At 59.1% G+C, this 12,486-nt stretch carries 12 protein-coding genes; 7 read left to right on the forward strand and 5 right to left on the reverse strand.

All coding sequences use genetic code 11. The annotated features are described in order from the left end of the window. The first annotated feature begins 91 nt into the window (after positions 1–91). From AC2FNB_RS03555 to lpdA, 6 genes are all read left to right on the forward strand, one after another. Entirely contained in the window at positions 92–688 is a 597-nt protein-coding gene (locus tag AC2FNB_RS03555; protein WP_496744508.1) for a DUF805 domain-containing protein, read from the forward strand. After that, a complete protein-coding gene (locus AC2FNB_RS03560; RefSeq protein WP_496744510.1) occupies positions 685–1,224 on the forward strand; it encodes a DUF805 domain-containing protein in 540 nt (179 codons plus the stop codon). Before AC2FNB_RS03555 ends, AC2FNB_RS03560 begins: the two co-directional genes overlap by 4 nt. Beyond that, on the forward strand, positions 1,221–4,178 hold the full coding sequence (locus AC2FNB_RS03565) for a 2-oxoglutarate dehydrogenase E1 component (RefSeq protein WP_480748725.1): 2,958 nt from the start codon (positions 1,221–1,223) through the stop codon (positions 4,176–4,178). The genes AC2FNB_RS03560 and AC2FNB_RS03565 overlap by 4 nt, the downstream gene beginning before the upstream one ends. A gap of 3 nt (positions 4,179–4,181) precedes the next feature. Further along, complete coding sequence (odhB, locus tag AC2FNB_RS03570) at positions 4,182–5,699, forward strand: 2-oxoglutarate dehydrogenase complex dihydrolipoyllysine-residue succinyltransferase (RefSeq protein WP_496744511.1); 1,518 nt, start codon at positions 4,182–4,184, stop codon at positions 5,697–5,699. Between the two features lie 2 nt (positions 5,700–5,701). After that, positions 5,702–5,971, forward strand: coding sequence for a hypothetical protein (locus AC2FNB_RS03575; protein WP_480748723.1), 270 nt, complete (start codon positions 5,702–5,704; stop codon positions 5,969–5,971). 72 nt (positions 5,972–6,043) lie between these two features. After that, positions 6,044–7,432 (forward strand): dihydrolipoyl dehydrogenase, encoded by a 1,389-nt coding sequence (lpdA, locus tag AC2FNB_RS03580; protein ID WP_496744513.1) that lies wholly within the window; start codon positions 6,044–6,046, stop codon positions 7,430–7,432. Between the two features lie 56 nt (positions 7,433–7,488). Here lpdA and AC2FNB_RS03585 read toward each other — a convergent pair whose 3' ends face one another. From AC2FNB_RS03585 to AC2FNB_RS03605, 5 genes are all read right to left on the reverse strand, one after another. Then, complete coding sequence (locus AC2FNB_RS03585; protein WP_496744514.1) at positions 7,489–8,529, reverse strand: sterol desaturase family protein; 1,041 nt, start codon at positions 8,527–8,529, stop codon at positions 7,489–7,491. Between the two features lie 91 nt (positions 8,530–8,620). Next, entirely contained in the window at positions 8,621–9,226 is a 606-nt protein-coding gene (locus tag AC2FNB_RS03590) for a pyridoxamine 5'-phosphate oxidase family protein (RefSeq protein ID WP_480748720.1), read from the reverse strand. Next, entirely contained in the window at positions 9,213–9,953 is a 741-nt protein-coding gene (locus AC2FNB_RS03595; protein ID WP_496744516.1) for a lysophospholipid acyltransferase family protein, read from the reverse strand. Before AC2FNB_RS03595 ends, AC2FNB_RS03590 begins: the two co-directional genes overlap by 14 nt. Then, positions 9,953–10,828 carry a cell division protein FtsX gene (locus tag AC2FNB_RS03600; protein WP_496744560.1) on the reverse strand — a complete coding sequence of 292 codons (876 nt, stop codon included), beginning with the start codon at positions 10,826–10,828 and terminating at the stop codon, positions 9,953–9,955. Before AC2FNB_RS03600 ends, AC2FNB_RS03595 begins: the two co-directional genes overlap by 1 nt. Before the next feature lie 20 nt (positions 10,829–10,848). After that, complete coding sequence (locus AC2FNB_RS03605; protein ID WP_496744518.1) at positions 10,849–11,526, reverse strand: cell division ATP-binding protein FtsE; 678 nt, start codon at positions 11,524–11,526, stop codon at positions 10,849–10,851. Between the two features lie 183 nt (positions 11,527–11,709). Between AC2FNB_RS03605 and AC2FNB_RS03610 the strand changes: the two genes are divergently transcribed. Continuing rightward, positions 11,710–12,480: a zinc-ribbon domain-containing protein gene (locus tag AC2FNB_RS03610; protein ID WP_496744520.1), complete on the forward strand. Its 771-nt coding sequence runs from the start codon at positions 11,710–11,712 to the stop codon at positions 12,478–12,480. The last annotated feature ends 6 nt before the right edge of the window (positions 12,481–12,486 follow it).

The raw sequence follows: 12,486 nt of genomic DNA on the forward strand, positions 1-12,486 counted from the left end.
TGGGCATATACTCTGAGAGTAGCGCTCAGATTTCAGGGTGGACGGTCAACGTCCGCCCTGCTTGACGTTAAGATGCGTCCAAGGAAATCTAATGACTATCGTTGAAGCCACGCGCACTTGTTTCTCAAAGTACTTTATCTTCTCGGGAAGAGCCTCTCGGCCTGAATTCTGGAAATTTGTGTTATTTTTGCTACTTTTATATGTTGTGGCGACAGTTGCAAACTCCGTACTTTTTGGACCAACAGTCACCCAGAGCTTTCAGGTTTCAGTGAACTCTAGTGGTGAGCAGACTCAAGGCCTCGTGACGCATCACTCTTACAACGGTGGATGGATAGGGCTTGTGGTCCAATTGGTCACTGCAATACCGCTTCTTGCTGTGGCTTGGCGCCGAATGCGCGACACGGGTCGCGGAGGGTGGTACGTTCTATTTCCCATTCCCGCATTTGCTATTTCGATTTTAATTTTTTTCCTGACTTCGCAGCCTGTTGCAATTGATCAAAGTTCGATTCCGGCAGAGTTCGAAATAGGAGAGACAGTGCGTTTGCCGCAAAGTGCTGCACTGTTTCTAGTTGCTTGGCTCATCGCCGTTGCCAGCATGATTTGCGTGATCGTCTGGCTGGCGCGCCAATCGGAACCAAATCGCAACCGGTTTGATCCCCCGATTGACGACGAAGAGGTCGTGACATGACCTTCTCCGACGCCATCCGCACCTGTTTCTCCAAGTTCTTCACCTTCTCGGGTCGTGCCTCGCGGCCCGAATACTGGTTCTTTTTCCTGTTCATCATGATCTGGAACATGATCGCCGGGATCATCGACTGGCAGTTCTTCACTCAGGTTGTAGTGACTGAAACCGAGACTTCCAAATCCGTCACGGCCATCTCAACAGGTCCGGTGCAGACCATGGTCAGCTTGATCATCTTTTTCCCGCATCTGGCCGTCGTGTGGCGACGCATGCATGATACCGGACGCAGTGGGCTTTATGCTTTGCTGCCGATCCTGCTGATCCTCGGTGCGCTGGCCGTTCTGGTTTTTGGTATCGGCCTAGCCAGCCAGTTCCACGGCGGCACGCTGGATATCCTGTTCACGCGGGCAACCCTGCTCATCGTTCTTCCGACACTACTGGTTCTGGTGGTGTCACCGCTCCTGGTCCTGTGGTGGTTGACCCGCCCCAGCCAGCCAGGCACCAATCAATACGGTCCCAACCCATATGAGGTAGCCCCATGACCGAACATACGCCCAACGACGTCTTTCACGCCTCCAGTTTCATGCAGGGGCACAATGCGGAATATCTGGAGCAGCTCTATGCCCAATACGCCAACGACCCCGGTGCCGTGGACGCGGCCTGGGGCGAGTTCTTTCGTCAGATGGGCGACGCCGATCTGGACGTGAAGAAAGAGGCGCAAGGCCCCTCCTGGGCGCGAACAGACTGGCCGCCGATGCCTGCCGACGACCTGACCGGCGCGTTGACGGGCGAATGGGCCGAGATCGACGCCAAGGCGGCGGGCAACAAGATCAAGGACAAGGCTGTCGCCACCGGCGTTGAGGTCAGCGAAGACCAGATCAAACGTGCGGTGCTGGATTCGATCCGGGCGCTGATGCTGATCCGGGCCTATCGCATCCGGGGCCATCTGGTGGCTGATCTGGACCCGCTGGGAATGCGCGCCAACACCCCGCATCCCGAGCTTGATCCCAAGACCTATGGGTTCACAGATGCCGACATGGACCGGCCGATTTTCATCGACAACGTACTGGGCCTGCAAATGGCCTCGATGCGGCAGATCGTTGAAATCGTAAAGCGTACCTATTGCGGCACCTTCGCGATGCAGTACATGCATATATCCGACCCGGCGCAGGCCGCATGGCTGAAAGAGCGGATCGAAGGGTATGGCAAGGAAATCTCGTTCACCCGCGAAGGGCGCAAGGCCATCCTCAACAAGATGGTCGAAGCCGAAGGGTTCGAAAAATTCCTGCACGTCAAATACATGGGCACCAAGCGGTTCGGTCTGGACGGCGGCGAAAGCCTGATCCCGGCGATGGAGCAGATCATCAAGCGTGGTGGTGCCCTTGGCCTCAGCGACATCGTCATCGGCATGCCGCACCGTGGCCGCCTGAACATTCTGGCCAACGTGATGGGCAAGCCCTATCGCGCGATCTTCAACGAGTTCCAGGGCGGCAGTTTCAAGCCCGAGGACGTCGACGGCTCGGGCGACGTGAAATACCATCTGGGCGCGTCCAGCGACCGCGAGTTCGACGGCAACACCGTACACCTGTCGCTGACCGCCAACCCCTCGCACCTCGAGGCGGTGAACCCGGTGGTGCTGGGCAAGGTCCGCGCCAAACAGGATCAATTGGGCGATGTCGAACGCACCAAGGTCATGGGCATATTGCTGCACGGCGATGCCGCCTTTGCCGGTCAGGGGGTCGTGGCCGAGGGCTTCGGCCTTTCCGGGCTCAAGGGGCACCGAACCGGTGGCACCATGCATATCATTGTCAACAACCAGATCGGGTTCACCACCGCGCCGCACTTCTCGCGATCCAGCCCCTATCCGACCGATATCGCGCTGATGGTCGAGGCGCCGATCTTTCACGTCAACGGCGACGACCCCGAGGCGGTTGTGCATGCGGCCAAGGTGGCGACCGAGTTCCGGCAAAAATTCCACAAGGACGTGGTCATCGACATCTTCTGCTATCGCCGGTTCGGTCACAACGAGGGCGACGAGCCCATGTTCACCAACCCGATCATGTACAAGAAGATCAAGACGCATAAGACCACTCTCAGCCTTTACACAGAGCGGTTGGTCAAGGACGGCCTCATCCCCGAGGGCGAGATCGAGGACATGAAGGCCGCCTTCCAGGCGCATCTGAACGACGAGTTTGAATCGGGCAAAGATTACAAACCCAACAAGGCCGACTGGCTGGATGGGCGCTGGTCGCATCTGGACAAGAACAAGGATGACTATGTCCGTGGCGAAACGGCCATTTCCCCAGAAACTCTTGCCGAGGTCGGCGCGGCGCTGACCCGTGCGCCCGAAGGTTACGCGCTACACAAGACAGTCGGGCGTCTTCTGGAAGCCAAGGCGCAGATGTTCGAGACCGGCAAGGGGTTCGACTGGGCCACCGGCGAGGCGCTGGCATTCGGCTCGTTGCTGACCGAGGGCTACCCGGTACGTCTGGCCGGTCAGGATGCAACGCGCGGCACCTTCAGCCAGCGCCATTCGGGCTTCATCCACCAGGAAACCGAAGAACGTTATTACCCGCTGAACAACATCCGGACGGGACAGGCGCAATACGATGTGATCGACTCGATGCTCAGCGAATACGCCGTGCTGGGCTTCGAGTATGGCTATTCGCTGGCCGAACCCAACGCGCTGGTCCTGTGGGAGGCCCAGTTCGGCGATTTCGCAAACGGTGCGCAAATCATGTTCGACCAGTTCATCAGCTCAGGCGAAAGCAAATGGCTGCGCATGTCCGGTCTGGTCTGCCTGCTGCCACACGGCTTCGAGGGTCAAGGCCCCGAACACTCGTCCGCGCGGCTCGAGCGGTATCTGCAGATGTGCGGCCAGGACAACTGGATCGTGGCCAACTGCACCACGCCCGCGAACTATTTCCACATCCTGCGCCGCCAGTTGCACCGCACCTTCCGCAAACCGCTGATCCTGGTGACGCCGAAATCCCTGTTGCGCCACAAGCTGGCGATCAGCGAAGCCGAGGATTTCACCACCGGTTCCAGCTTTCACCGGGTGCTGTGGGATGACGCGCAAAAAGGCAACTCGGACACCAAACTGGTCGCCGACGACAAGATCAAGCGGGTTGTCATGTGTTCGGGCAAGGTCTATTTCGACCTGCTGGAAGAGCGCGACGCGCGCGGCATCGACGACGTTTATCTAATGCGGATCGAACAGTTCTATCCCTTCCCCGCCCATTCGCTGATCAACGAACTGGAGCGGTTCAAGCAGGCCGAAATGGTCTGGTGCCAGGAAGAACCCAAGAACCAGGGCGCATGGACCTTTATTGAACCCAATATCGAATGGGTCCTGACCCGCATTGGCGCGAAACACCCCCGACCGGCCTATGTGGGCCGCGCAACCTCGGCCTCGCCCGCGACCGGTCTGGCCAGCCAACACAAAGCCCAACAAGAGGCGCTCGTGAACGAAGCGCTGAGCATCGAAGGAAAGTAAGCGATGACGATTGAAGTTCGAGTACCCACGCTTGGCGAATCCGTGACCGAAGCCACCGTTGCCACCTGGTTCAAGAAACCTGGCGATGCCGTGGCAGTGGACGAGATGCTGTGCGAACTGGAAACCGACAAGGTGACCGTCGAAGTACCGTCGCCCTCGGCCGGCGTGTTGGGAGAGATCGTGGCCGCCGAAGGCGAAACCGTTGGCGTGAACGCCCTGCTGGCGACCCTTGCGTCCGGTGAAGGTGCGGCCCCGGCGCCTGCCGCGGCGGCAGAACCCGCAGAGGCCCCTGCAGCTTCGGGTGGCGGCGTTGATGTGATGGTGCCGACGCTGGGTGAATCCGTGACCGAGGCGACGGTTTCCACCTGGTTCAAGAAGGTCGGCGATACCGTCGCACAGGATGAAATGCTGTGCGAACTGGAAACCGACAAGGTGTCGGTCGAGGTTCCTGCCCCTACCTCGGGTGTGCTTGCAGAGATTGTTGCTCCCGAAGGCTCCACCGTCGAAGCCTCGGCCAAGCTGGCGGTAATCTCCAGCGCGGCCTCGGGCACATCGCGCGCACCCGCCGCCCCGGCAGCAGCAGTCACCCCGGCGGTTGCGACAAGCGGATCAAAGGACGTGGCCAACGCGCCTTCGGCCGAAAAAGCCATGTCCGAGGCCGGATTGACCGCCGGTCAGGTTCAGGGAACCGGCCGTGACGGACGCATAATGAAAGAGGATGTGGCCCGTGCGGTGGCAGCGGCCGCCGCCCCGGCGCCTGCGGCGGACGCACCTGCTCCGGCGGCACCAGCCCCACGCGCGCCTGTGGCCGCCGAGGATGCGGTGCGCGAAGAACGCGTGCGCATGACCCGTCTGCGCCAGACCATCGCCAAGCGCCTGAAGGATGCCCAAAACACCGCCGCGATCCTGACCACCTATAACGAGGTGGACATGACCGAAGTGATGGCCCTGCGGAACCAGTATAAAGACGAGTTCGAAAAGAAACACGGCGCACGCTTGGGCTTCATGTCCTTTTTCACCAAGGCGTGTTGCCATGCCCTGAAAGAAGTGCCGGAAGTGAACGCCGAAATCGACGGCAACGACATCGTCTACAAGAACTATGTTCATATGGGCGTGGCTGCAGGCACGCCGCAGGGTCTGGTGGTGCCGGTGATCCGGGACGCTGATACCATGTCCTTCGCCGCCATCGAAAAGGCAATTGCCGAAAAGGGCAAGCGCGCCCGCGACGGCAAGCTGAGCATGGCCGAGATGCAGGGCGGCACCTTTACCATCTCGAACGGTGGCGTCTATGGCTCGCTGATGTCCTCGCCCATTCTGAATCCCCCACAATCGGGCATTCTGGGCATGCACAAGATCCAGGACCGCCCAATGGTGATCAATGGTGAGATCAAGATCCGCCCGATGATGTATCTGGCCCTGTCCTATGACCACCGGATCGTCGACGGCAAGGGCGCGGTGACCTTCCTTGTGCGGGTGAAGGAGGCGCTGGAGGACCCGCGCCGCTTGCTGATGGATCTGTAATCATGGCAACGCACGTACTCTGGCAGGCGGATGTCGCCAATTTCGACGCCTGGCTCAAGGTGTTCCGCGAGGACAAGGCGATGCGTAAATCGGCGGGCATCCGTGACCTGCATGTCTGGCGCGACCCCGAACAAAAGGATCATGCGGTCGCTTTGTTCGAGGTCACCAATCTGGACAAGGCCAGGGCTTTCTTCGAGTCCGAGGAACTGGCCATGCACCACGAACGCGGCGGCATCGCGCATATCACGGTCAAGCTGTTGGAACCGGTTTGAATTTTCACGCAGCGGCCCGCCTTGGCGAGCCGGGCGAACACCGGGAGCACCCGGTCGAATTAGGAGAATGTAATGGCAAACTATGACGTCATCGTAATCGGCGCCGGACCCGGCGGATATGTCTGCGCCATCCGCTGCGCGCAGCTGGGGCTGAAAACCGCCGTGGTCGAAGGACGTGAAACCCTCGGCGGCACGTGCCTGAACGTTGGCTGCATCCCCTCCAAGGCGCTCTTGCACGCCAGTCACAGCCTGCACGAGGCGCAGCACAACTTCGCCAAGATGGGGCTGAAGGGCAAAAGCCCGTCCGTCGACTGGAAACAGATGCTGGCCTACAAGCAAGAGGTCATCGACGGCAACACCAAGGGTATCGAGTTTCTGTTCAAGAAGAACAAGATCGACTGGCTGAAAGGCTGGGGCAGCATTCCCGAGGCCGGCAAGGTCAAGGTTGGCGACGACGTTCACGAAGCCAGGAACATCATCATCGCATCCGGGTCCGAGCCGTCTTCGCTACCCGGTGTCGAGGTGGATGAAAAGGTCGTCGTGACCTCGACCGGCGCGCTGGAACTGGGCAAGATCCCGAAAAAGATGGTGGTGATAGGCGCAGGTGTAATTGGGCTGGAACTCGGCTCGGTCTATCAGCGTCTGGGGGCCGAGGTCACGGTGATCGAATTCCTCAACGTGGTCACCCCGGGCATGGATGGCGAGATCCAGAAAACCTTCCAGCGCACGCTCAAGAAACAGGGGCTGAAATTCGTCATGGGCGCCGCGGTGCAAAAGACCGAAGCCACCAAGACCAAGGCCAAGGTTACCTACAAGCTGCGAAAGGATGACAGCGAGCATGTCATCGAGGCCGACACCGTGCTGGTCGCGACCGGGCGCAAACCCTTTACCGAGGGACTGGGGCTCGACACGCTGGGCATCGAAATGACGCCGCGCGGCCAGATCAAGGTGGGCAAGGACTGGCAGACCAACATCAAGGGCATCTACGCCATTGGCGACGCCATCGAAGGCCCGATGCTGGCGCACAAGGCCGAGGATGAAGGCATGGCCGCCGCCGAGCAGGTTGCGGGCAAGCATGGGCACGTCAACTATGGCGTCATTCCGGGCGTGATCTATACCACCCCCGAGGTCGCCAGCGTCGGCGAAACCGAAGAAACGCTCAAGGAACAGGGTCGCGCTTATAAGGTCGGCAAGTTCATGTTCATGGGCAATGGCCGCGCCAAGGCGAACTTTGCCAGCGACGGGTTCGTAAAAATCCTTGCCGACAAGGAAACCGACCGAATCCTCGGCGCCCATATCATGGGACCGGCGGCCGGTGAATTGATCCACGAGGTCTGCGTCGCGATGGAATTCGGCGCATCCGCCGAGGATCTGGCGCTGACCTGCCACGCGCACCCGACCTATTCAGAAGCCGTGCGCGAGGCCGCCCTTGCCTGCGGCGACGGGCCTATACATAGCTGAACCTGACCTTGGGCGACCCGTGTTGCGCCGGGTCGCCTGCACCGGCCAGACAACAACTATTCGGCAGGGTGCCGATCTGCCTGATCCGAACCGGCAGTTTGTCGTTTCTTGCGGTTCATGACACGCCAGGCATCTTTGAACGGCACGAAATAAAGCTTCATACACGTGTCCAACTCGTGCCCGCGATCCTTGTCGGTGACCCCGAATTTCACATCTCTGTTGTCTTCGGGCATCACATAGGTGCCGAACAGAACATCCCAGACCGGAAACATGAAAGCGAAGTTCTTGTCGAGATGATCGGGATGACAACTGTGGTGCACGTGATGGTGCGCCGGTGACGGGAACACTTTCGACCACACTCCGGGCCACCGCAGCCAGATATGAGAATGGCGCAGATTGTACCCCACGATATTGAAAAGGAACATCAAAAGCGGCACACCCAGCAATGTTGGCAGGCTCGGTGTATAGCCCAAAAAGTTGAAACAGAACCCGGTAACAGCACCACTGCCCAAACCAATCGCGATCTTGTAGAAAAAGTTGTCAACCGGATGTTCGCGAAAATTGGACAGCGGGTGCATGACCTCGGCACTGTGATGCACCTTGTGGAACTGCCACAAGACCGGAATCTTGTGCTGAAGGTAATGAATGTAGAAGCCGATGAAATCCACAACCAGAAAAAACACCGTCATATAGACGATGGTTGCCGCAACGCCTTTCCATCCCTCAAGCGGCTGGACGGAGGTCGGGTCCAGTGCATTCACATCACCGATTGTCCAGTGATACGCCATGGCCGCCGCTCCGGCGAACAGCCCAAGCATCAGGAAATGCCCGATCAACTGGTGAAAGAAAAAGTACCGGACATCCAGCCAGGCCGAAGGGTGATTCCATACCTTTTTTGGAAAAAGAAACCTTAGAAAGCTGCGTTCGCCCTCGACTTCCAAAGTGGTCCGCCGCTTCAAAGTATAGACCAGAAACGCAATCAGGGCTGAACTCGCCAGATAGACGAAATAGATGCGGTTGCCTGGATCCAAAGGAAACAGGGCGACGTTACCTGCATGGTCCAGAAATGACCCCAGAAAGGATTTCAACTGCTGCATCGACGCCTCTGGTTTTTGTTAGTCTATCCATGATCTTCAAATTGTCCACCAGCGTGAAATTCACGTGACCAATTCAAGGCGACATGCGCAGCTACCACAATGTTCGCTCTGCCCGCGTTTTCCATGCGGAATCGTAGGGTGTGCCCCCCTCCTCACCGTTTGTCATTTCGGCCAGGATGTCACCCATGGTCGGCAACGCGCCGCTTTCGTCGCCGCCAGTCCAGGTTCTCGCGCGCATCAGGGCGCGGGCGCACTGGGTATATATTTCACTAATTTCGATAACGATGACTGTCGCAGGCAGGATTCCCTTCTTTTCGAACCGCGCCCGCAGCGCCTCATCCGAGGTCACGCGAGCATGGCCGTTCACGCGCACCACGTTGTTCGAACCGGGAACCAGAAACATCAGCGACACGCGCGGGTCCGTTACGATGTTGCGCAACGAATCCAAACGGTTGTTGCCGCGCCAATCGGGCATCGCCAGCGTACCGGGGTCCAATTCCATTGCCACCGGGCCGTCATCCCCACGCGGACTGCCATCGGTTCCATCCAGGCCCACCGTACTGAGCACACACAGGCGCGAAGCCATGATCCACTTGCGATAAAGCGGCGTCATCTGGCGCGCCACCTTTCGCAGCGACGGAGCGGCGGGAGTGCCGTAAAGCGCCTCGAGCGCCGCAATATCCTCAATGAACTCCATCTGGATCAAACCCCACTTCGCGCATCAATGCGTTCGACCGGCTTTCGATGGCCTCTTCCAGCTGAGCCATGAAATCACCACGTTCGACACCGGGTTGGATCGGAGTGAGAAACTCCACGATCGCATGGCCAGGTTTGCGCAGGATGCCCGTGCGCGGCCAGAACACACCCACATTGGTCGCCGCAGGCACGCAAGGATTGTTCAGTCCCTCATACAGCACCGCCGTACCCACCTTGTAGGGCTTGTGCACGCCGGGTGCCACGCGGGTGCCCTGCGGATAGATGATCAGCTGCCCGGGCTCTTCGAACTCTTTGGCGACATCCTTGACCATCCTGGCAATTGCGGCACCCTTCTTTCCCCGGTTTACCGGAATGCAACCCAGCCTTTTTGCATAAAGGCCGATCACTGGCGTCCACAGCAACTCGCGTTTCATGATGAATTTTGCATGTGGAACCGCGTCGAAGATCAGCAGGATGTCGAAAAAGGACTGGTGCTTGGCGGCGATCATCACCTCACCGGTCGGCACCATGCCACGCACTTCGCCGCGCAAACCCACCATCCAGCGCGACATCCAGATTGTCGAACGCGCATAGAGCTTGCAGGCCCTCAACGCCCCTCTTTTTGAGAACAGGGCATAAGGCGAAAAGAGAATGCCCAGAATCCCCATCCAGGCATAGATCACGATCACAAAGATCAAAGAGCGAAGCCATTGGAACGCAAATGCCACTACGAAAGCTCCTTCAACCTGCGATGCGCCGCGGCCCAGGTGGCGACAAAGGCGACAATCGCCCCCATAAGCGGGATCAGCAAGGGCAATAACCAGTCAACCCCACGAAAGCCCAGACCCGTAAGAAACCCACCGGCATCGGAGGCATCGGGCAAAAGCAGCACACCACTAATGCCCAGAAGAACACCGGCAGTCGATCCGATCAAGGCGCGAACAGCGAAGCGGCGCACGAAAGCACCCGCGATGAACCGGTCACGGGCCCCGATCAGACGCAGGACCTCGATCACCTGAGCATTGGCCGAAAGTGCCGCATTTGCCGCCAGCGTGATCATCGCTGCGGTCGCCCCGCCAATCAACAAAACGGAAACCAGTGCAAGCCGACGCAGCGCATTTGCCGCATCCACCAGGGGTTCCCGCCAGCGTGTGTGATCGTCCAGCACGGCGCCGGGCACTTCAGCGCTGAGCCTCAGGCGCAATCCGGCCGCATCATAGCCGTTTTCGTCCTTCAGTATCTCTATCAGTTGTGGAACCGGCAGGCTATCCAGCGGCAGGTCAGGCCCGAACCAGGGTGACAACAGCGCGGTTTGTTCCTCGGCCGACAATGCCCGCGCCGAGCCGACGCCGGGCGTCTGCCGCAGCACTTTCAGCGCCATTTCGGTCTGCGCTGCTCGTTGCTCTGACGGAGCGTTGATGCGCAGAGTGGCTGCACTCGCCAGTTCCGAAGCCCAGCGGTCGGCCAGCCGCCCGGCCGCCAGCGACAACGCCAGTGCGAACACCGCCAGAAAGGCCATTGCGGCAGAGACAAACACCGTCAGCCTCGCGGTAATGCCGGTCGGCGGTACAACGCGGTCAGCGCGCTTGTCGCCGCGCAGCATGTTTCGGATCGTTCCCTTGCTCACAGATCCGCCCCCGCAAGTTGCAGTCGTCGTTTGGAAATCCGCAATACGCGCGCCTGAATCTGTTTCTTTGCCGCGCGGATCAGGCTCAGATCGTGGGTCGCGATGACCACGGTCTTGCCCATCCGGTTCAGCTCGACCAACAGGTGCAGCAATCGTTGGGACATGTCCCAATCGACGTTGCCGGTTGGCTCATCAGCCAGCACCACGTCGGGAGACATGATTACCGCCCGCGCCAGGGCCACCCGCTGCCGCTCACCTCCCGACAGCTCCGGAGGGTGGGCATCCGCGTGTTCCCCCAACCCGACCCAATGCAGCAATTCGCGCAAGTTGGTTTCGTCTGCCTTAGGATCCTGACCGGACACCAGCAACGGAAGCGAGACATTCTCGCTTACCGACAAATGATCCAGAAACCGGCAGTCCTGATGCACCACGCCGACCCGCCTGCGCAAGACCGCCATCTGATCGCGGTCCAGATTGCGGATGTTCTGTCCGAAAACGCTCAATGACCCGGCGGTCGGAATTAGCGCCCCATAGCAAAGTTTCAGAAATGTCGTTTTCCCCGAACCGGAAGGGCCGGTCAGAAAATGAAACGAGCCCGGCGATAGCTGCACGGAAACTTCGCGCAGTAATTCGCGGCCACCGTAGCCGTAGCTTACATCTTCAAGCTCGATCAAGACCCGCTCCCGTTAATATTTTGGCCTTCTTGCCTCAGGCAGGTGTTGGTTTCAATGCCCGTACCGGTTAGGATTTGGTTCAGTTGCGGAATGAATCTGAAAACGCCCTTTGCCTACAGGTTGTAAATGACTATCATTCAGCAAAAAACCACACACACGCCACGAGCAAGGCCTGGAGGCAGTATGCGTCTTACATGTCCGAAATGCAGTGCCAAATATGAGGTGCCGGACGAGGTTATCCCGACCAACGGTCGTGACGTGCAATGCTCGAATTGCGACGAGATCTGGTTTCAGAATCATCCGGATCATCCCAGGGTTGAAATTCCCGGTGGCTCACCGGAACCGGCGAGACAGGAACCCTCGACCCCATCGCCGGTAGAAACCGCCTTGCGAGAGACCAAAGGACCAGCTCCCGAAAAACCCCAGGCGCCGCAAGCCGAACGAAGTGCTACGGCCACTACTGAACCCGAGCCAAAGCGTGAGCGCAGCCTGGACCCTGCCGTTGCCGACATCCTCCGGCAAGAGGCGGCTCGGGAATCAGAGCTTCGCGCCAAAGAGGCCGAGGCGCTGGAGACTCAGACAGAACTTGGGCTTGAAACAACTGTCAGCAGCCGACCGCCAAAAACCGAATCGAAAAAACCTGCACCCCCGATGCCACGCAGCAGCGCGTTGCCTGATGTCGAGGAAATCAATTCATCGCTCCGCAGCAGTGAAAGCGACAGAACCAGCGGAACAACCTCTGGGACAGGCACCAGCAACCGTGGGTCAACGGGTTTCTTACGCGGCTTTGCCCTGATTGTCATTCTGGGTGTGGGGATGATGATGGTCTATGGCAACGCCAGACAGATATCACAATCCATTCCCCAAGCCGACCCAATGTTGCAGGCTTATGTGACCATGGTCGATCAGGCACGCATTTGGCTTGAGGGCAAGGCCGCAGCCATTCAGCCCTGAGCCCGC

This window comes from Ruegeria sp. BHSB058, assembly GCF_059613285.1.

What these genes read in the sequence shown, in the direction of transcription:
- AC2FNB_RS03555 (WP_496744508.1), top strand. Translation starts at nt 92, where the DNA reads ATGACTATCGTTGAAGCCACGCGCACTTGTTTCTCAAAGTACTTTATC.
- AC2FNB_RS03560 (WP_496744510.1), top strand. Translation starts at nt 685, where the DNA reads ATGACCTTCTCCGACGCCATCCGCACCTGTTTCTCCAAGTTCTTCACC.
- AC2FNB_RS03565 (WP_480748725.1), top strand. Translation starts at nt 1,221, where the DNA reads ATGACCGAACATACGCCCAACGACGTCTTTCACGCCTCCAGTTTCATG.
- odhB (WP_496744511.1), top strand. Translation starts at nt 4,182, where the DNA reads ATGACGATTGAAGTTCGAGTACCCACGCTTGGCGAATCCGTGACCGAA.
- AC2FNB_RS03575 (WP_480748723.1), top strand. Translation starts at nt 5,702, where the DNA reads ATGGCAACGCACGTACTCTGGCAGGCGGATGTCGCCAATTTCGACGCC.
- lpdA (WP_496744513.1), top strand. Translation starts at nt 6,044, where the DNA reads ATGGCAAACTATGACGTCATCGTAATCGGCGCCGGACCCGGCGGATAT.
- AC2FNB_RS03585 (WP_496744514.1), bottom strand. Translation starts at nt 8,529, where the DNA reads ATGCAGCAGTTGAAATCCTTTCTGGGGTCATTTCTGGACCATGCAGGT.
- AC2FNB_RS03590 (WP_480748720.1), bottom strand. Translation starts at nt 9,226, where the DNA reads ATGGAGTTCATTGAGGATATTGCGGCGCTCGAGGCGCTTTACGGCACT.
- AC2FNB_RS03600 (WP_496744560.1), bottom strand. Translation starts at nt 10,828, where the DNA reads ATGCTGCGCGGCGACAAGCGCGCTGACCGCGTTGTACCGCCGACCGGC.
- AC2FNB_RS03610 (WP_496744520.1), top strand. Translation starts at nt 11,710, where the DNA reads ATGCGTCTTACATGTCCGAAATGCAGTGCCAAATATGAGGTGCCGGAC.